This is a genomic window from Salibacterium lacus, assembly GCF_042684865.1.
GTDB classification, from domain to species: Bacteria; Bacillota; Bacilli; order Bacillales; family Marinococcaceae; genus Salibacterium; species Salibacterium lacus.
In genome coordinates, this window is sequence record NZ_JBHUML010000003.1 from 158,613 (window position 1) to 178,822 (window position 20,210).

Below are 20,210 nucleotides of genomic sequence, written 5' to 3' on the forward strand. Positions count from 1 at the left end.
ACAAGTAATTCCCTGCAATTGATAATACAGTTATAATAACATAATTACTTTAGCGGCGTAATCCGAAAAAAGGCAGGGGAAGACATGGAATCTATTATTGAAGTCAACCGGCTGAATAAACACTATAAAGATACCCATGCAGTGAACAATGTTTCGTTTGATGTCGGACAAGGGGAAATCTTCGGCTTCCTTGGACCAAACGGAGCCGGAAAGAGCACCACCATCAACATGATCTGCACGATGCTTGCTCCGACAAGCGGAACCATTACAATAAACGGATTTGATGCCACTGTACAACGCAGTAAAGTAAGAGAAAGCATCGGCATTATCTTTCAGGAAAATACGCTCGATGAGAAGCTGACCGCCGGAGAAAATCTGATGCTGCACTGCCGTTTCTACCGTGTACCAAAGAAAAGACGGGAAGAACGGATTCAGGAAGTCCTGCAGATTGTCGATCTGACCGAAAGCCGGAACAAGAAAGTCGAGACCTATTCGGGAGGAATGAAGCGCAGACTTGAAATCGCACGCGGACTGCTTCATTACCCGAAAGTTCTTTTTCTGGATGAACCGACCGTCGGGCTTGATCCACAGACCCGCGCCCATATATGGGAATACATTCTGCGTTTAAAACGAAAAGAAGGGATTACCATGTTCTTGACAACGCATTATCTGGACGAGGCCGAAATCAGTGACCGGATTGCGATCATGGACCACGGGGACATCATTACGATCGACAGCCCGGCCCAGCTGAAAAAACAGGTGGGCGGCGACATCATCGAGCTGGCTGCAAAAGATAATGACCAGGCTGCACTTGAATTGGAGCAGTATATCGAAGAAGGAGAAATCACCCGGCAGGACGGTATCATTCAAATAAAAACCGCCGACAGTGACAGCATCATTTCCGGCATGATGAAAGAGTTGTCTGTGCCCATCACCCATTTAAACATTCGCAAGCCGACATTAAATGATGTCTTTTTATCGTTCACCGGCCGTGACATCGAACATTCCGAAAGCTGAAACGGGGGTACATCATGGAAGGAATATTTGCCATATGGCAGCGCGATGTAATTAAATTTCTGCGGGACCGGGCGCGGCTGTTCGGTTCATTCAGCATGCCGATTTTATTTCTGCTCATCTTCGGAGGAGGGTTGAGTGGAACGATGGAAGGCCTGATCAGCGAAACGGTACCCGAAGGAACAGACTTTCAGTACATTACATTTGTCTTTCCGGGCATTGTAGCGATGACGCTGCTCATGACATCTGTCTTCTCCTCTTTATCTATCATTGAAGACCGGGATTTCGGTTACATGAAAGAAATTCTTGTTTCTCCGGTCTCGAGAGTGAGTATCGCTGTCGGAAAAATGCTGGGTGCCTCCACCGTTGCCTGTATCCAGGGGATTATGATGTTTTTATTAATTCCGTTTCTGGGTATCAGTTATCCAATCGCTTCGATGATTCAGGTCATTCCCTTTATGTTCCTGCTTGCCTGTGCCCTGTCTTCGGTCGGCCTTCTCATCGCAAGCTTTCTGAAATCCACCCAGGGGTTTCAGCTTATTGTCCAGCTTCTCGTCATGCCGATGGTGTTTTTATCCGGCGCTCTGTTCCCGGTTAACAATATGCCCGGATGGATGGATATCGTGGTGAAAATCAACCCGGTCACCTACGGGGTGGACATCATGAAAAAAGTCATGATAGATACCCAGTCCCTGGCTCCGGCTATCCGGGAAGCGATGGGGCTGAACCTCACCTTGTTCGGGCGCAGCATCACGGTTGCCGAAGAAGTGTTGTTCATGCTTGGTTTCACCACGCTCCTCGTTCTGCTTGCAACGCTGAGCTTCCGGCGGACTAATGCGTAATGGTGGTCCTGCCGTTTAAAAGCTGGAAAGACCACTCCATTCCTGAAAGCGGTAGAGCCAGTACTTGAAGGAGGATGAGTCGGCATATCGTTCATAATCGGCTGTATAACGCGCCTCCTCATTGTTCCACAGCCGGTTGAAATAGGCTTCTGTTTCTTCCATGACCTGTGATTCCGGATCCGCACTTATTTTCACATTGGTTTCAAGATTGAAGTTACCGATATTTCGTTTCGTATAATTGGCCGATCCCCCAATCACCACGTCTTCGGTTTCTTTTTCTACATATATCATCTTCGTATGAAACTGCTCTCCATTGGTGCGGTACCACTTCACCTCCACAGCCCCGTCCGAATCCTCTACCAGTTCTGCAGCAGCCGGGCGGTTGGGAATGCCGTTCTTTTCTCTTCCGAACGCGTCTTTATTCGGATCAAGCACGAGCCGGACGTCCACCCCTCTGTCCGCCGCTTTCAATAGAGCGGTGATCACATCGCGGTCTGAAAGATAAAACGCACCTACCGTAATGCGGTCTCCCGCCGCCGTCTCCTTCATCTCTTTCAGTATATGTTTTTCAATCTTGCCTTCCGTGAGCAGCTGAAGCTGATACGGACTTTCCCCGGCGGAAGTATTCTCTATTTCCATGGAAGAAAAAAGAGACGAATCCGCGCCGGCCATTTCTGCAACGGCCTGTTCTGTTTCCAGCATATCCTCAAGAACGGCCCCCTGCATTTCAAAGCCGATGTTGGAGTGATCAGCGCTTGCATCATGCGGATTTGCAGACGTTACCAGGCCGCGGTTTTCCGTGATAACTGTTTTACGGTGGTTGGCTTTGAAGTTCAGCAGTTCCAGGTAGGAACGGAGCGTAACCTCCGGAACATCCGGACTGAAGGCGTTTGGCAGCCAGCCCGTGCCTTCTGTGCCAAACCACTGAAAAAACGTTCGGTACATCCCGGAGTAAGCAGGGTTCGAATCCCTGAGCTGCTTCATGTTTGTATAAAAGACCGGAATATCATTCGCCTGCATATTCGTGAAGATATCTGTATTATAGGAACCATAAAAGGTGTTAATCCGGTCGGTCAATACGACAATATTTATGTCCGGATGGTTCTGTTTCTTTTGTATCAAAACTTCGGCCAGATTCTCTGAAACAGCCGGGAAATCCATCGACTGGTCATACTGGCCGTTAAACAGAAACATATCCATTACAATAAAATCTTCCGCCTCCTGAATGGTGTCAAAAACACGGTCAAAAATCTCCTGTTCCTGCTGCTGTTCTCCATTTTTTTGATATGTAAGGTCATACAGAAATTCAATATCGCCTGCGCGGTGAACGTCTCCTTCCACAGATGTGTGCTCCGGCATCGGTTTATACACGTGGTAGACGGAGATAACCATCACCGTAAGTATTATCATTAACATTCCGGTCACTGCCGGACGGCGGGCAAAGATGGTTAACATACATTTCCCCTTCCTTCTATTCGTGCACTTCCTCTTCATCTTACAGGAGCACCTTATAAATAAACAATGCCGGGAGAAAGTTCATTCCCCCGGCTTTATCACAGCTGCAGTTATTATGTTGTAATGGCGCCCCAGGCAGGAATCGAACCTGCGACCTACAGCTTAGGAGGCTGTTGCTCTTCCCCTGAGCTACTGGGGCTCAATGTCACAAAGCCCATTATAACAGTAGGTGCGGAGGTTGTAAATACTGGTTCCTTTTAGGCTGTTGCTCCATTGCAAACATACTGCAGACATAAAAACAGCACGTTTCGTTTAGAGTACCTTTTTTACGTAAAGATTTATACGGACACTACGGTGCCTGCCTGGAAAGATAGCAGCCGCAAGCCTGCCGGCCTTAAAGCATATATACTGCCAAATTCTTTTCCTGCAACAGCAGCCTTTCCTCCTCTTCCAGTTTGTCGGTGATAAAGGAGTCCACACAGTCCCAGTCAGCAATCCGACTGAAAGACTGCACGTTAAACTTTGTATGATCGGCGAGCACATAGACGTCGTCACCCGCTTCAATCATCTTCTGTTTCACATGGGCCTGAAGTTCGCTTGAGTCACTTAGTCCTTTATCCGCATGAATGCCCTGGCAGGAAAGAAACACTTTATCCACGTGGTACTTATTGATGCACGATTCCGTCAGCGGCCCGACAAAGGAGAGCGAGCGCGGGGTCAGCATGCCGCCGGCTGAAATCACCTGGATGTGCTGCTTTTCACTTAGTTCCATCGATACTTTCATCGAATTGGTAAGCACCGTAAGGGGGATATCCGGCAGTTCTTTGGCCATATACCAGGCGGTGGAGCTGGCATCGAGAATGATACGGTCGTTTTCCTCCACAAACTCCAGCGCTTTCCGGGCAATCCCGTTTTTCTCCTCGACATTGGTGATTTCCCGCTTGGAATACGACGTTTCTGTTTTCTCATTTTTGATGGAAACTGCACCGCCGTGACTCCGTTTCACCCTTTTTTCTTTTTCCAGATGATCCAGGTCACGGCGGATTGTCTCTTCTGTGACGCCAAACTGTTCGCTCAGTTCGGAGACACGTACGCTTCCTTTTTCATCCACGGTCTGAAGAATCCGTTCATACCTCTCTGCCACTAACACTCTTTTCCCTACTTTCCGTCTAAACGGTGAGGTCTTCACCATTATTTACTCCTATCGTATCACAAAATGCTTCATACGCACGATGCCACGACGTTTCGTCTTCAGGAAAATAAAAAGCCATGTCTGTGCTCTTAAACGTAATCATACGGGCTTGAGCAAGGCTTTCCACCTTCTTGCACGCCATGAGTTGTACCATGACGTTGCCAATGGCACTCCCTTCGACCGGACCGGCCCAGACCGGCTTGCCGAGAGCGCTTGAGGTAAATCGGCACAGCATCTCATTTTGAATACCACCGCCGACCATATGAAGGCCGTAGAACGGCGTTCCAGCAAGATACTGCGTCCGTTCAAACACGTACCGGTATTTCAGCGCAAGACTTTCCAGCACACCCCTTGTGATCTCACCGCGGGACTGCGGTACGTATTGGCTGGTATCTTCACAGTACTGCTGGATGGCGCCCGGCATATGAGAGGGATTCAGGAAACGAAAGTCATCCGGATCGATGAAAAAGGCAAAGGAAGGCGCAGCTTCTGCTTCCCCAAGAAGCTTTCCGTAGTCTATTTTTCCATTGTATTCCCAAATGCGTTTGCATTCTTCGAGAATCCACAGTCCCATAATGTTTTTCAACAGACGGAACGTATCATTTACACCGCCTTCGTTGGTGAAATTCCATTCGAACGCTTTTTCATTAATGACAGCGTCTTCTACTTCTGTTCCCATTAGGGACCACGTTCCGCAGCTCACGTAAGCGAAGTTTTCATCCAGTGCCGGAATTCCTGCTACAGCAGAGGCAGTATCGTGCTCCCCTGTTGCTATCACAGGAATGGGCTCCGTATCAAGCTCGTCACACAGCTGTGCACTCAACTCCCCGATGATGGTGCCCGGCTTCACGACGTCCTGAAACAGCTCCGGACTCACCCCGGCGGCCTCCACCAGTTCACGATCCCATTCCATCAATTTCGGATTGAAAAGCTGGGTGGTGGTGGCATTGGTGAATTCCGTTTTCTTTTCACCGGTTAGAAAGTAGCGGAGAAGATCCGGCACCATAAGCAGATCCACCCCTTCCTTCAACACCGGTGACTCTGCACGGCTCATTGCCTCAAGCTGATAAATCGTATTAAAGGGAAGAAATTGAATGCCGGTTTTTTCAAAGATGGCTTCCCGGCTGATTTTGGTTTTCTGAAAATCTTCCATGATCCCATCCGTGTGATGATCCCGGTAGTGATACGGGGCACGGAGCAGCTCCCCGTCCTTTCCGAGCAGTCCAAAGTCAACCGCCCATGTGTCAATGGCGATGGCTTCGACGGGCTCTCCCGACATGTTGGCCTGCAGAATGCCCTGTTTGATTTCATGGAACAGCCGGTAGACATCCCAGTGAAGCCGCTCACCTATCTGCACAGGTGTATTATCAAAACGGTGCACTTCCTTCATGTGCAGGCGGTGATCTTTGACGTCGGCCAGAATCGCACGTCCGCTTCCGGCACCGATATCAAAAGCTAATACACTCACCGGTCTGCACCACCTTTGTCCCGTTTCAAAATCTTCTCAGCATATCCACTGTCGCGGTATGCTTTCATCGGATCCGGTGCAGCTCCCATTTCTTCCCGGACAGCCTTCAGAAGCGGCGTGACATCAAATTCATACGCCTCTCTCACTACTTCTTCCGCCCACAGTACATCCTGTTTTTCCTGGGCTTCCCGAAGTTCTTCAAGATTGACGAGACACGCTTTCGTATAAAGATTCTGCACATTCATGATCGAGCGGATCATTGCCGGTATTTTCGGTTCAATATTGTGGCACTGATCGAGCATGTACGCGATATTTCCGGCTGTTTTCGCCGCTGCTGGATCCTGTTTGTCTTCTTCAGCCGCTACAATCTGCTGCATAATGAGAAAGATCTCATGAGGGTTGTGGGCTGCAACGATCAAGTCATCATCAGCGTATTTACGGCTGTTGAAGTGAAAACCACCAAGCTTCTTCTCATCCAGGAGGTATGCCACAATGTGCTCAATATTGGCTGCCTGCGGGTGATGGCCGGTATCGACAAGTACGTCCGCTTTCGGCCCCAGTTTATTGGCCATGTTGAAGGCCATGCCCCAGTCGGCCAGATCCGTATGATAAAAAGCCGGTTCGAAGAACTTGTACTCAATCAGCATCCGCATGTCATCATCCAGCTCATTGTAGAGCGTCTGCAGCGATTCGTGCATCCAATTCTTACGTTTGCGAAAATCCGCCTGACCCGGATAGTTGGTGCCATCGGCGAACCAGAGACTGATTGCTTTGGAGTCCACTTCCCGGGCAATATCCACGCATTCCAGCAGGTGATCTGTTGCTTTTTTGCGGATGGCGGGGTCGGAGTTGGTGATACTGCCGAATTTGTAATCATCGTCCTGAAACACATTCGGGTTCACTGCCCCGATGGATATGCCGTGGTCCTGTGCATGAGATTTCAACGCTTTATAATCGTCGACTTTATCCCACGGAATATGGATGGCTGCGGCTCCGCTGCTTCCGGTGAATTTGTGAACCTGGGCGGCATCTTCTATCTTTTCGAATGGATCGCGGGGAATTCCTTCCTGTTCAAACACTTTAAAGCGGGTTCCGGAATCACCGAATCCCCACGAAGGCGTTTCCACTTCCAGCCCTTTTATTTTGTTTTTCACCTTTTCAAGGTCAATGCCGCGTGCCTTCTGCTGTTCTTCAAACAAGGCATATTGTTTATCACTCATTATTTTCACAGCCTTTCTCTTAAATATTCAGTGGATAAGCCATCGTACTCATTAATGCCAGTTCCGGCTGGGTCGAATCGAGGCGGCTGTACTGCACCACCACCGGAACGTCACTTTCTACCTCTATTGCATACGGGACACCTTCCGGAATCTTTTGTCCGTCTTTTTCAAGAGAAACGGTGCGGATATGACTGGTTCGTTCCCTGTGCACCTGAACATGGATGTCTTTCAGTGGTTCCCGGTCTTCAAAATAAGCCGATACGTTTACATTGGCTGTCTTTTCCTGAAGATTCAGCACGCAGATTGATTCATGACTAGTCTGTGTGCCGCTGCTTTCAGGGGGGATAAACCCATCGGGAATGATCCAATGGGTTTCTCCTTTTTTCTCTCCTGTCATGCTTTGTCCCTCCTATCGTGCGAAAGCAGCAGGCACACCGCCGTCTACGGTAACCATGGCTCCGGTTGTTTTCAGTGATTTGGAAGAAGCAAAGAACGCAACCGCTTCAGCGATATCTTTTGGATAGATGTTCACCTGCAGTGTGGTACGTTTCCGGTAATGTTCGTCCAGCTCATCCGGATGGATTCCGTAGGCTGCGGCTCGTTCATTTTTCCATTCCGAGGTCCAGATATTGGATCCCTGCAGCACCGCATCCGGAAGTACCGTGTTAACACGGATACTGTGCTGACCGCCTTCTGCTGCAATCGTACGGGCCAAATGGGCTTCAAGCGCTTTGACTGAACTGTAGGCAGAAGCATTTTTACCGGCGTAAACGGAGTTTTTCGATCCGATAAATACCATGCTTCCGCCTGTGCCCTGTTCTTTCATTTTCTTGAACGCTTCCCGTGCGACAAGGAAATAACCGGTTCCGAGTACATTCATATTAAGGTTCCATTCATCAAGCGTCGTCTCTTCCAGCGGACTCGACGTAGCCAGACCGGCGTTATTCACGATAATATCAATACCGCCGTAAGCAAGAATCGATGACTCGTACGCTTTCTGAACCAGTTCTTCACTCGTCACATCCATTTTGACGGCGAGAGCCCGGCCCGCTCCGAATTCCTGATTGAATTCTTCTGCTTTCTCCTGCGCTCCTTCTTCGTTCAAATCCGCCAGCACAACGTGGGCCCCCTGCTCCAGCATCTCTCTTGCCGAAGCGCTGCCGATGCCTCCGGCGCCTCCGGTGATGAAGGCTACATCTCTGGAGAATTCTGCTTCCGGCGGGGCGAGTGAAAGCTTGTAAAGTTCCAGCGGCCAATACTCTATGTTGTACGATTCATTTTCATCAAGAGATACAAAGTTTCCAAGAGCGGTGCTTCCTTTCATCACTTCAATCGCGCGCTGATATAGATCTCCGCTCACATTCGCCATTTTGAGGTTTTTGCCGGTGTTCACCATGCCTATTCCCGGAATAAGAATGAGACGGGGAGCCGGTTCGAACATCTCGTCTCCTTCATTTTTGTTTCTTTCAAAATACTTTTTGTATTCTTCTTTGAAAGAAGCGGCACCCTCTTTGATTTTTTCTTTCAATGTTTCGGTGTCTTCTGTGGACGGATCCCAGTCAACATAAAGCGGCACCCTCTTTGTATGAACGAGGTGGTCCGGGCACGCTGCTCCGACCTGGGACAAGGACCCGGCCTCCCGGCTGTTTACGAATTCAAGAACATTGTCATCATCAGAATACGTCAGAAGCATCTTTTTCTCATCGCTGACCTGTCCGCGGAGATAAGGAAGCACCTCTGCCAGTACAGCTTCCCGTTTCTCTTTGGACAGTGCTTCGTACTTCTGCCCTCCGAAGTTTTCCTGCTGCTTGATTTTGTCATTAAGGTAGGCTTCGGCTTCCTGTATCACTTTGATGGTCTGGTCATAACTTTCTTTCGATGTCTCTCCCCATGTGACGAGACCGTGCTTTTCCATCAGCACAAGTTCGGCGTCCGGGTTGTTTTTCACGCCGTCTGCAATCATTTTGGACAGGGTAAAGCCGGGTCTTACGTACGGCACCCAGACGAATCGGTTACCAAAAATCTCTTCTGCGATGTTTTTCCCATTATCCGCACAGCAGATACTGATAATCGCATCAGGATGCGTATGATCAACATGGGTATACGGCAGAAAAGCGTGCAGAAGAGTTTCAATGGAAGAGCGTGGATGTTTACTGTCCACCATGCAGTGCCCCAGATATTCCACCATCTCTTCATCCGTCATTTCATCCCGTTCCATCAGTGGCCGGATATCATCCATTCTCAGGCTGGTGAAATGCTTTCCTCCCATCGTAGCAAGGTCCGATCCGCTTCCTTTCACCCACATTACTTCCGTGTCGCGGCCGCGGAAGTCTTTTTCCGTCGTCTTTACCGAAGTGTTCCCTCCTCCGAAATTAGCGACAGAGCGGTCTGATCCAAACAGATTGGAGCGGTACACGAGTTCTTCAAGCATTGTTGACATCTTTGCTGCTTCTGCTTCGTTCCATAGATTTTCAGTCATTTTGAACCTCCACTTTTCATTCTTTTCTATCTTGTTTTCATCATAACAAATTTGGTTTTATTTTTGAATATATTTATTTAATTTTTTGGTAACGCATTCATACAAAGAAATTCTATTATCATTCTGTTTTTCAAAAAATAACAAACATCATTGCTCAGCAGTAGAATGTATTGATTTTTGATATGGACAGTGGAACAGCCTTATAGTAGACTTATATGTTCATGAAAACGTTTTTACAGGATAGGAGGGCTAATAATGAAAGCATTGATTACAGGGGCAGGTTCCGGAATCGGCAGGGAAACAGCTCTTTTGCTGGCTGGTGAAAACATCGAAATCGCCGCTCTGGACAAAAATCGGGACAAAGCGGAGGACACGAAAAAAGCCGTCGAAAATAAAAACGGGAGGGCCATGGTACTGGAAGCGGACCTTTCCGTTCCGGAAGAGATGAAGCAGGCCTTTGACACTGTCACATCATCCTTTGAACAACTTGATATTGTTGTTGCAAACGGCGGAATCGCCGGCACCATGGCGCCGATTGAATCCCTGGAAGTCAAGGATTGGGACCGGACGATCGAGACAGACCTGAGAGGGACGTTCCTCACTGTGAAATATGCTGTCCCATTGATGAAAAAACAGGGCGGCAGTATCGTGATTACCAGCTCCGTCAGCGGAAATCGAACCTTTTCCCAGCCCGGTTTTTCTGCCTACAGCACGGCTAAAGCCGGACAGACTGCTTTCATGAAAATGGCGGCAAGGGAGCTTGCACCACATCGTATCAGAGTAAATGCCGTATGCCCGGGCGGGGTTCGTACTGATTTTAAAGACAGTCTGCTCAGATCCGGCGATCTCTCTGCAGCGCCTGCGGGCGGGCCGTTGAATCAACATACCTTCCCTTCTGCAGAACCGGAACAGGTAGCCGAACTCATTCAATTTCTGGCATCAGATGCCTCTTCCCACATCACCGGTTCAGAGATTTACATTGATGGCGGGCAGTCATTGACATAAGGAACAAAATCCAAGCCGCGCTGTCACTGTTCAACGGTTCGTTTTTGAATCAATTCAGAAGGAGTGTAGCCGGTATATTTCTTAAACAGGCTTGAGAAATAAGCCGGGTTCCCGTACCCCACTTTCTCCGCGATTTCGTAAATTAAATAGTGGCCCTCCTGGATCATATTACTCGCTTTCTCCATTCTCACCCTTGTCAGGTAATCTTTGAATGATTCCCCCGCCACTTTCTTAAATATCCGTCCAAGATAGTTCCTCGAGATGAAAAGTTCGTTCGACAAATCGTGGAGCGTGATATTTTCATGAAGACGCTCCTGTACAAAGGCTGTCATCTGCTCGACAAGCTGACGGTGCTTCAGGTTTTCGTCCCATTTCTGATGGTGGCAGATTTTCACCACCATCTCTTCCAGTTCAGCAGCAGTGCCTTCCCAGGACTGCTGTCTGGATAATATGCTGTAAATGTCGAATTGCTCGGGAAACATGTCGCGGATTCGGATGCCGATATCAAACAGGGCATACGCCATCATCGTCCACATTTCGATGCCAAGATGAACCGCAGAGGGCTGATGGAACGGTTCTTCCCGCAGTTTTTCAAACAAACCGTCAATGACAGCGCAGGCTTTTCCCTCATCAGCATAGCGGATGGCTGCAGAGAGCTGTTGGTTCCATTCCATGGAGTCAATGACTACCGGCAGCTGCCCGCGGCGGTCCGTTTTCTCTTTGGATTCTGCAAGCAGCGGAACATCCGCTTGCAGGGGAAGATACTCGATAGCTTCTTTTGTCGAATCATGAATGATCTTCCAGTCTGCGGAGGGGGAACTGAACGTGATAAGAACATCGATCTGCAGGTAAAGGCGCAGACTTTCTTCCACCTCATTTTTCACCGCTTCCCGCCTGTTTTCCTGATCCTGAAAGCCTTTTGGAACATGGACAAACACCGCCGATTGGTGGGTATGACATTCAATAAACTGAAAGTCGGAGAACCACTGCCGCACCGTTTCTTTGATGACATTCCCGGCAGCAAAACGAAACAGATACCAGTCGTTCTGGAAAAGACGGGACTGCTCCAGCTGATTCGTATAAGTGATAAGTAATATAAAGTGATCCTGCTTTTCCCATTGTTTTAAGTGCGGCAGGACAGCATCCGGTGGGTCTTTGACCATACTTGTCCCTGTTACAATCGATTTTATCCACTCTTTTTCGATAAGCGGTTCATATAACTGCACTTTTTTCCGCAGTTCCAGAAACTGAAGCTTCTCCATCGTTCGTTCTTCAAGCTGGGTGACCACATTTTTTAATACTTCTTCGATGGTGGTCCGGGAAGCAGGTTTTGAGAGGTAATCGTCAACATCGAGACGCATCGCTTTTCTTGCGTATTCAAAATCACTGTACCCGCTCAATATCACAACCCGTCCCTGAAAGTTTTCTTTCCGGAGCTCTTCCACCATATCCAGTCCATTTTTCACCGGCATATACACATCGGTTATGACCAGATCCGGTTCCACTTCGCGGATCAGCTCCAGCCCTTGCTGCCCGTTTTTAGCTTCACCGCTCCACTGGCAGTCTAAAGCTTCCCATGGAACAATTCGTTTCATTCCGCGAAGTACACTTTCCTCGTCATCAATGATTACGACCTTCCACATTTTGCGCTTCTCTTCCTTTCCATCTCAAGATAATGTTCATCACTCTGCTCGAAAAACGACGCCTCCTGAATTTTTGGTATAGAGATGACGGCTGCAGTACCGCCCTCTTTTTGTTCCTGCAGAGAAACCACAGCTTTTTCCCCAAAATAAAGACGCAGTCTTTCTTTCACATTCCGGATGCCGTATCCGCCCGCATTAATCGTAGAAGACGGAGCGTCTTCCGAAAGGCCCGGCCCATTATCCAGGATTTCAAACACAATGCTCTCGGGTGTCTGGGATACAACCAGTTTAATAACCCCGTCTTTTGTATCCGGCAGGCCGTGTATGACCGCATTTTCTACAAAAGGCTGGAGCGTCAGCTTAGGAATAAAATACGCTTTTACCGGCGCATCCACTATTACTTCATAAGAAAGAGCATCTTCCATTTTGATTTTCTGAAGTTCGAGGTAATGGTGCACATAGTCTATTTCCTGCTCGACAGAAATAATGCTTTCCCCTTTTGACAGTCCAATCCGCAGCATGCTGCCGAGAAGTTCCATCATCCGGCTCATATCATCATCACCGCGTTCCATCGCTCTCCAGTTCAGCTGATCCAGCGTGTTATAAAGAAAATGAGGATTGATATTAGCCTGCAGAGCCCGGATTTCAGCTTTGCGCTGCCGCTTGTTTTTATCAATTAATGATTGATAAAGCATGTCACTGCGGTACATTAACTGGCGGTATCCCTGAAATAACTGTCCGAATTCATTCCGGTAGTCATCCGGCAGCTCTGCCGGGATGCTTCTCAGTGGATATTGATTCAGGACTTTTGTTAAATACAGGATGGGGTCTGTAAATCGTTTCGTAAGATAAAGGGTCGCAAAGAACGCAGCAATAATGGAAACACCACCGATCAATGCAAGCCATCCTGTGAGTTCCCGGCTTCCTTCCGTCAGTTCTTCCATCGGTGTTACTTCTATGAGCGTCCAATCCGCTGAAGGGACGGCCGCAGACACGACCAGATGATTTCCCTGCCTGGCGGCTGTATCTGTGAGACCGTTCTCTTTCTGGAAACGCATAGCCGTCTCTTCCATGTAATCTCTCGTTTCATCCGGAATCGAAAGAGAGGTTGTGCGGGACAATACCGATGTTTCTCCATCCATGAGCATTAAGCGGGAGCTTTCACTCCGGTTCTGCATCCATTCCTGAATGTATGATATTTTGATATTGAGCACTAATACAGCCTGCAGCTCTCCGCGGGCCGAATAGAGATTTCTGCCGTAGCTGATTACTTCTTCATTTTCAAAATTAAAAGACAGCTGCACCTTTCTTTCTCCCAGCCAGGCCGAGCTCGTGTTCTGCAGTTTCTTCCCCCAGTTGTCTTGCATTGCTGATAAGGGGTGGTAACTGACAGGATGTGCTCCGTTCACCGGAGGCTCCTTCATGTAAATAGAAACAGAATGAAGACCGGGAACACTGTACGTAATATTGGAAAAATCAAGATTCATGGAGGAGCGCAGACGGCGTTTTTCGTACGGAGTGTCTTCCGCCCCGCGAAGCAGATTCTGAAACGCATTCTGGCGGGACATCCCAATGGATGTCTCATGATAGTTGGTAAGTTCGCTGCTCAAGTCCTCCCCGAGCAGTTTCAGTTTTTCTTCCTGGTGCGTCATCGTTGTGGCAATATTTTCTCTTGCCGACAGCTGATAGGTAACATACATGATAATGACAAGCAGAACCGTAACAAACAGGAAAAAGCTTATAAAAAATATATTCTGGATTTTATATTTTTTAAACAGTTCCATGGTGTCAGCTCCGCTTCATCTGTTGTTATTTCAGTTGGAAACCGTCTTCAATCCTGTTTTCGAAAAAATTCTCAAACTCATATACATGACGGCCGCCACCGGCAGACTTACTCCATAAAAAACGAGAACCCCGGGTATCATGATGAACAACATCAGCATCAGGGCAACCGAAAGCAGCACGAGAAACACCGACGGAAGATTGGCAAGACCAATCATCAGCGAATATTGGATGGAAGCACGAATCGATGTTTCAAGATGAGTGCGGACCGGAAAAATCAACAGAAACACGAGTGCAAACAAAGAAGCTGTACCGATGAGAAGCAGGCGCGGCAGCAACGGAACTTCCATCGCCGCCATCGCCCATCCGCTCAAAATAAGCAGGGCACTCCCCCAGAGCAGCAGAAATCCTACAATGTTCGCCTGAACAAACTCGTTTTGAAAGACGGATTTGAACTCCCGGAACACCGAGCGTGTATCCTGATCAGCCAACCCGCCGTTCAAAAAGGCACTGCGCATCACCGTACATGCGGCTGCTGTCGCAGGGGCCCAGCCAAACAACCCCAGCCCTGCCGCTGTAAAGAGAATCCAAAACATATTGATGACCGCAAGACGCGCCAGCCATTCACAAATCGAAAAAGCTCCATTTCCCAGCCGCTCGATCATTTTCTTCCCCCTTTATACTTATTTGATACCAGTCGTCGCAATTCCTTCTACCAGATAACGCTGGAAGAACAAAAACAAAATAAACTGCGGGAGTAAAGACAAAGAAGACATCGCCAGAAGCGGCCCCCACGAAGTACCGGCCTCTGCATCCATAAAGTTTCTCAGCCCGAGTGACACGGTTTGAATTTCGATACTGTTCAAGTAAATCAGAGGAGTGAGAAAGTCATCCCAGGACCACATAAAAGCAAAGATGGCAACCGTAACAAGCGCCGGTTTTAACAGCGGAAGCACAATCCTCCAGAACACTCCGAACCTGGAACAACCGTCAATGATGGCTGCTTCATCGAGCTCACGCGGAATACCGCGTATGAATTGAATAAGCAGAAAGATGAAAAACGGTGTGCCGCCGAGAAAATGCGGAACGATCAACGGATAAAACGTGTTGACCCAGTTCAGCTGTTCAAACAGAAGATACTGCGGCACCAGGATAATCTGGATGGGGAGCAGAACGGTTGAAATCAGACACGCAAATAAAAGCTTCCGGAACCGGAAATTGATACGGGCAAACCCGTAAGCGACAATGCTGCAGGAAAGCAGTGACCCAATCACGACGCTTCCCGTGACAAACAGAGAGTTGCGGAAAAACACATCAAAACCGACTCCTCCAAAACCATCCCACCCCTCCGGATAGTTCATCCAGTCCCAGTCCATCGGGATAAGGGAGGCAGCGTTGGAGAAAACTTCGGTCTCCGGCTTAAAGGACGTACCAAACATCCATAGAATGGGATACAGCATCAAAAAGCTGAAAGCTATAACAAAGATATAATAGATGACATCAGAAAGTGTTGTTCGTCTATTCATCGTTTTTCCTTCCTTTCTTCTTAATCATAATGGACCCAGAGCGTTGAAGATTTGAATATGAGAAGCGTAAAGGCGCCGATTATGACTAATAGAATCCATGCCATCGCAGAGGCGTATCCCATGTTCAGAAATTCAAAAGCCACTTCATACAGATAAACGGCGTAAAAGAGCGTGGAATCCCGGGGCCCGCCGCCTGTTATCAGGAAAGCCTGTGTAAATGTCATAAAGCCGTTGATGGTTTCCATCACGAGGTTGAAAAATATAATCGGCGTCAGCATAGGAATGGTGACTTTAATAAATTTCCGGATGATTCCAGCACCATCCACACTGGCTGCTTCATACAAATCATCGGGAATCTGGCGCAGCCCGGCCAGGAAAATGATCATCGGAGCCCCAAACTGCCAAACAATCAAAATGACCAGGATAGACATCGCCGCGGAGGAATTTCCGAAGAAACTGATCGTATCCAGTCCCCACGCGTCGAGCATCGTATTGACAGCGCCGTCCCGGCCGAACATCTGGCGCCATACGACAGATATGGCGACACTTCCGCCGATAATAGATGGCACGTAATAAATGGTCGTAAATATTCCCGAACCCTTTCTCCCGCTGTTAAACAAAAGCGCCAAAAACAGCGAAAAGGCAAGTTTTAACGGAATCGCAATCACAACAAAGGTGAATGTCGCCTGCAGCGACTGAATAAACCGGGGGTCATTTGTGAACAGATCAATATAATTGGAAAGTCCCGTCCACTGCGGAGCACTTAACATATCATAATCGGTAAAGGACAAAATAAAAGAATAAATCATAGGCCCGATAATTAGTCCAAAAAAACCGATTAACCACGGTGAAATCATCGCATATCCTGTAAGCGACTCCCTCAGATTCCTTCTTTTCCGCTCCTTTTCTACAAATTCCGGCGTAATTTCTTTATCCGTCAATGTTTCATTCGTTTTCATAATCACCTCTCCTATACAATCCTTAACGTCTGCACCTGGATAAAAGAGAAAGGCAGACCCGCCGTTATGAGCCCGCCTTCATATTCAACGCTTTTTATCTCCTTTAAAAATTATCCGCCCGGTGCCGCCGGAATTATTGATTTAAAATCTGCTCCGCTTCCTGCATAAAGCTGTCGACTCCTTCTTCTATCGACATTTCATCGTATTTCACGCTTTCCAGCATCCGGTCAAAGGCAGCCCGGACTTCCGATTCTCCAGGAGGCGGCAGTGGTTCAGGATCCCCGGCTCTTTCTTCCAGCACCTCAAGAAATTCAAATGTCTCCTGAACGGTTGGATCCACCTGGTCTACCAGGCTTTCCCGTACGGAAGCAGCAATCGGAACTCCGCGTTCCGCCCGCAGAATTTCATTGGCTTCCTGGTTGTTCGTAATAAAATCAATGAGCTCGGCGGCAGCTTCCTGCTTCGCTTCACTAACATTGCTGGAGATCATAAAGGACATGCTCGGACGCACCCAGTTTCCTGATTTTTCTCCATCCGCTGCACTCGGCATAACATTCAGGCCAAGGTCTGCTTCAGCAAGTGTCTGAACCCCAACGAGACCGTTGCTTGCCGCACTTGCCATCGCTGCTTCTTCATTGGCGACCATAGACTCGCCGCTTTCATTGACTTCGGCCGTTACGTCATATGGCGTGGCAATGCCTTCATCAATCCAGGTTGTCACGGTCGTAAGAAAATTCTGAAGTACTTCTTCTTCAAAACCTACACCTGTGCCATCCTCATTGTAGAAGTGTTGATCAAACTGGCGGGCATAATGACGGAATGTTTCATAATCCGCCTTCACAAAGTCATAGCCCCAGAAACCTTCTCCCTCTGCTTCCGAGACGCGGGCCATTTCCTCTCCCAGTTCTTCATACGTATACCCTGGTTCCAGGTTTATATCATATTCTTCAAACAAATCCTGATTATAAATGGTGGCCAGGCCGTTGGAACCAGCCGATATCGCATACGTACTTCCATCGACTACAAGCATATCCTGGTACACGTCACTGACATCTTCCATGTTAATGGACCCTTCTTCGATCATCGTGTTCAAATCGAGAGCCAGGTCATTTGAAATATATTCTGTCAATTTTGAGTTATCCATCTGTACGACCGCCGGAAGATTATTTCCTGCTGCCTGTGTCGTTAATCTTTCCCAGTAGCTGTCCCAGCCGGTAAATTCCGCTTCCACCGTAATATCCGGGTGCTCTTCTTCAAACAAATCCAGCATTTCCTGTGTCAGATCATGACGCTCATCATTGCCCCACCAGGAAAATCGAATGGTGGTTTCCCCTTCTCCTGAACTTTCCCCATCAGCTCCTGCATCACTGGTTTCATCCGGACCACCCGGACTGCATCCGGCAGCCATCAAAGTCAAAAGTGAAACAGCGGCCCACTTTTTCCATTTTCTCAACACCAGTCCCCCTCTTTTTTGTTTTGTAAGTGCTTACATTTCCATTATAAGCGCTCTTAAGCATAAAAGGTATATAACAAATGTTAACTATATTTTGAAAAGTAACACATTTTAAATTATTGGGTTTATTTCTTTTTATTTTTGCTCTGCTTCACGCAGCACGAGTACATCCACCGCCTGCACGATCACCTCATTTTCCACCTCGGTGCCTGTCAAAAGATCGACATACGAACGGCCTGATTCCAGTTCGATACGCGTCTCTTCCTGATTATGGTTCACTATAACAAGGTGCCTTCCTTTCCCGGATGTGCGCTCCACGATTTCTACATTCTGAGGAGCAAAAGCCGGTGGCGTTATGCCTTTTTCCCGCATCAAACCTGTTAAAAGATCATCAATAAAAGCCTGCTCCGGTTCCGTACCTACATACACTGCTTTCCCTTTCCCGTACGGATTTGTTGTAACAGCCGGTCTGCCCTGGTACCAGTCCCCGGTGAAATAGGCAGCGGCTTCTGCAGTATCCAGATGTATCACATCACTCCAGGTGGTACAGCGGTAATGGTCTGTGCCTGCTGATAACTGATTGGTGTCTGCCTCGGCCATGGGCACAAATTCCTCTACATGCATCCCTAGAACATGCCGCAGCGGTTCCGGGTAATAACCAAGATGAATGCGGTCATTTTCATCCACAATTCCGCTGAAAAAGCTGACGACAAGGGTGCCTCCTTCCCCCACATAATTCTCCAGATTCTTCTCTTCTCCGTCTTTTAACATATACAGCATCGGCGCCGCGACAAAGTGATAGGAAGACAAATCACTTCCCGGCTGCACAAAATCCACCGCGATATTCTGTTTGTAAAACGTGTGATAATACGTTTTAACCTGCTCCAGATAAGACAGCTTATTGTGGGGTTTTCCTTCCATTTCGACGGCCCACCAATTTTCCCAGTCGAAGATAATGGCTGCCTTCGCCGGTACTACTGCGCCGGTAAGGGAATCCAGTAGTTTAAGCTCCTCGCCTAGCTGCTGTACTTCCCGGTACGTTCTGCTGTTTTCATCACCCGAATGCGGCACCATTGCCCCGTGAAATTTTTCGGCGCCGGCCCGGCTTTGTCTCCATTGGAAAAACATGATACCATCGCTGCCGCGTGCTGTCGCACTGTAACTCCAAAGCCTCATTTCCCCCGGTTTCTTCGGCACATTAATGTCACGCCAGTTCACGTGACTTGTCACCTGCTCCATCACAAGAAACGGCTGCCCGTCTTTCAGGCTCCGCATCAGATCATGCTGCATCGCGTGCGCTTCCGGTGTTCCTTCGCGCGGATCCGGATACGTGTCCCATGTCACAACATCAAGCTCCCGTGCCCAGGAAAAATAGTTCAAAGGCTTAAATTCAAACATAAAATTCGTAAACACCGGAACGCCCGGTGTAATATCCCGGAGAATCTTTTTTTCCAGCAGATAAAGCTCAAACAGGGAATCATTCATGAATCGCTTGTAATCCAGCTGCTGCCCGGGGTTGGGAAACGTCGGTGTATTATTCAGAAACGTCACGTCATCAAAATAATTGTAGCGCTGACTCCAAAAATTGGTGCCCCACTTTTCATTTAATGTATCCACCGTTGTATAACGACGGCGCAGCCACGCCCGAAATGCTTCCAGTGAATCCGGGCTGTAGCATTCAGACACATGGCACCCGTATTCATTGTTGATATGCCACATCTTCAAAGCCGGATGGTCTTTGTACCGCTCCGCCAGTTTGGTGACCAGCTTCTTTACCGCTTTACGGTATACCGGGCTGTTCGGGGAGTAATGCTGCCGGGAACCAAACGAATACCGCACACCGCTGCTGTCGACCGCAAGGGACTCCGGATAGTTCCGTGACAGCCATGCAGGCGGAGAAGCCGTCGCCGTAGCAAGACACACCCCGACGCCGTGTTCATGCAGAATGTCCATTACTTTGTCGAGCCAGGTGAAATCAAACCGTCCTTCCTCTCGTTCCAGAACCGCCCAGCTGAATATCCCGACCGACACGAGATTGACCCCCGCTTTTTTCATTAAAACGGCATCTTCATACCAAACGTTTTCCTCCCACTGCTCTGGATTGTAATCACCGCCGTAAGCCATGGAAGGAAGAATATAAGAAATCGCTTTCATAAAATGATCCACCTTTCC

16 protein-coding genes and 1 tRNA gene are annotated in these 20,210 nt (G+C 48.3%); 3 read left to right on the top strand and 14 right to left on the bottom strand.

Features of this window, described 5'->3' with window-relative positions:
* Positions 1–84: 84 nt before the first annotated feature.
* Together ACFSUB_RS11355 and ACFSUB_RS11360 are read left to right on the top strand one after the other, a co-directional pair.
* Positions 85–1,017, top strand: a complete 933-nt coding sequence (locus tag ACFSUB_RS11355; RefSeq protein WP_380713373.1) for an ATP-binding cassette domain-containing protein — start codon at positions 85–87, stop codon at positions 1,015–1,017.
* A gap of 14 nt (positions 1,018–1,031) precedes the next feature.
* Positions 1,032–1,856 (top strand): ABC transporter permease, encoded by an 825-nt coding sequence (locus tag ACFSUB_RS11360; RefSeq protein ID WP_380713374.1) that lies wholly within the window; start codon positions 1,032–1,034, stop codon positions 1,854–1,856.
* 15 nt (positions 1,857–1,871) lie between these two features.
* On the opposite strand, the gene ACFSUB_RS11365 is transcribed toward ACFSUB_RS11360, so the two are convergent.
* The 7 genes from ACFSUB_RS11365 to ACFSUB_RS11395 all read right to left on the bottom strand — a co-directional run bounded on the left by ACFSUB_RS11365 (position 1,872) and on the right by ACFSUB_RS11395 (position 9,700).
* Complete coding sequence (locus ACFSUB_RS11365) at positions 1,872–3,311, bottom strand: phospholipase D family protein (protein ID WP_380713375.1); 1,440 nt, start codon at positions 3,309–3,311, stop codon at positions 1,872–1,874.
* Between the two features lie 124 nt (positions 3,312–3,435).
* Positions 3,436–3,510 (bottom strand) — tRNA-Arg (locus tag ACFSUB_RS11370).
* Positions 3,511–3,705: 195 nt separating this feature from the next.
* Positions 3,706–4,461 (bottom strand): DeoR/GlpR family DNA-binding transcription regulator, encoded by a 756-nt coding sequence (locus tag ACFSUB_RS11375; protein ID WP_380713645.1) that lies wholly within the window; start codon positions 4,459–4,461, stop codon positions 3,706–3,708.
* 19 nt (positions 4,462–4,480) lie between these two features.
* Positions 4,481–5,971, bottom strand: a complete 1,491-nt coding sequence (locus ACFSUB_RS11380) for a rhamnulokinase (RefSeq protein ID WP_380713376.1) — start codon at positions 5,969–5,971, stop codon at positions 4,481–4,483.
* Positions 5,968–7,191, bottom strand: coding sequence for an L-rhamnose isomerase (gene rhaI / locus ACFSUB_RS11385; RefSeq protein ID WP_380713377.1), 1,224 nt, complete (start codon positions 7,189–7,191; stop codon positions 5,968–5,970). The genes ACFSUB_RS11380 and rhaI overlap by 4 nt, the downstream gene beginning before the upstream one ends.
* A 19-nt stretch (positions 7,192–7,210) precedes the next feature.
* The gene (locus ACFSUB_RS11390) at positions 7,211–7,588 is read right to left on the bottom strand and encodes a sensory rhodopsin transducer (protein ID WP_380713378.1); all 378 of its coding nucleotides are present in this window, start codon (positions 7,586–7,588) and stop codon (positions 7,211–7,213) included.
* Positions 7,589–7,600: 12 nt separating this feature from the next.
* The gene (locus ACFSUB_RS11395; protein ID WP_380713646.1) at positions 7,601–9,700 is read right to left on the bottom strand and encodes a bifunctional aldolase/short-chain dehydrogenase; all 2,100 of its coding nucleotides are present in this window, start codon (positions 9,698–9,700) and stop codon (positions 7,601–7,603) included.
* A 225-nt stretch (positions 9,701–9,925) separates the two neighbouring features.
* Between ACFSUB_RS11395 and ACFSUB_RS11400 the strand changes: the two genes are divergently transcribed.
* A complete protein-coding gene (locus tag ACFSUB_RS11400) occupies positions 9,926–10,675 on the top strand; it encodes an SDR family oxidoreductase (RefSeq protein ID WP_380713379.1) in 750 nt (249 codons plus the stop codon).
* Between the two features lie 23 nt (positions 10,676–10,698).
* Here the strand turns inward: ACFSUB_RS11400 and ACFSUB_RS11405 are convergent, their stop codons facing one another.
* The 7 genes from ACFSUB_RS11405 to ACFSUB_RS11435 form a co-directional block, all read right to left on the bottom strand.
* Positions 10,699–12,318, bottom strand: coding sequence for a response regulator (locus ACFSUB_RS11405; RefSeq protein WP_380713380.1), 1,620 nt, complete (start codon positions 12,316–12,318; stop codon positions 10,699–10,701).
* Positions 12,303–14,102 (bottom strand): cache domain-containing sensor histidine kinase, encoded by a 1,800-nt coding sequence (locus ACFSUB_RS11410; RefSeq protein WP_380713381.1) that lies wholly within the window; start codon positions 14,100–14,102, stop codon positions 12,303–12,305. The genes ACFSUB_RS11405 and ACFSUB_RS11410 overlap by 16 nt, the downstream gene beginning before the upstream one ends.
* Before the next feature lie 30 nt (positions 14,103–14,132).
* Positions 14,133–14,765 carry a YesL family protein gene (locus ACFSUB_RS11415; RefSeq protein ID WP_380713382.1) on the bottom strand — a complete coding sequence of 211 codons (633 nt, stop codon included), beginning with the start codon at positions 14,763–14,765 and terminating at the stop codon, positions 14,133–14,135.
* Between the two features lie 18 nt (positions 14,766–14,783).
* Positions 14,784–15,626: a carbohydrate ABC transporter permease gene (locus ACFSUB_RS11420; RefSeq protein ID WP_380713383.1), complete on the bottom strand. Its 843-nt coding sequence runs from the start codon at positions 15,624–15,626 to the stop codon at positions 14,784–14,786.
* Between the two features lie 20 nt (positions 15,627–15,646).
* Entirely contained in the window at positions 15,647–16,552 is a 906-nt protein-coding gene (locus tag ACFSUB_RS11425) for a carbohydrate ABC transporter permease (protein WP_380713647.1), read from the bottom strand.
* 166 nt (positions 16,553–16,718) lie between these two features.
* Positions 16,719–18,038, bottom strand: coding sequence for an ABC transporter substrate-binding protein (locus ACFSUB_RS11430; protein ID WP_380713384.1), 1,320 nt, complete (start codon positions 18,036–18,038; stop codon positions 16,719–16,721).
* 135 nt (positions 18,039–18,173) lie between these two features.
* Positions 18,174–20,192: a beta-galactosidase gene (locus ACFSUB_RS11435; protein ID WP_380713385.1), complete on the bottom strand. Its 2,019-nt coding sequence runs from the start codon at positions 20,190–20,192 to the stop codon at positions 18,174–18,176.
* Positions 20,193–20,210: the final 18 nt, after the last annotated feature.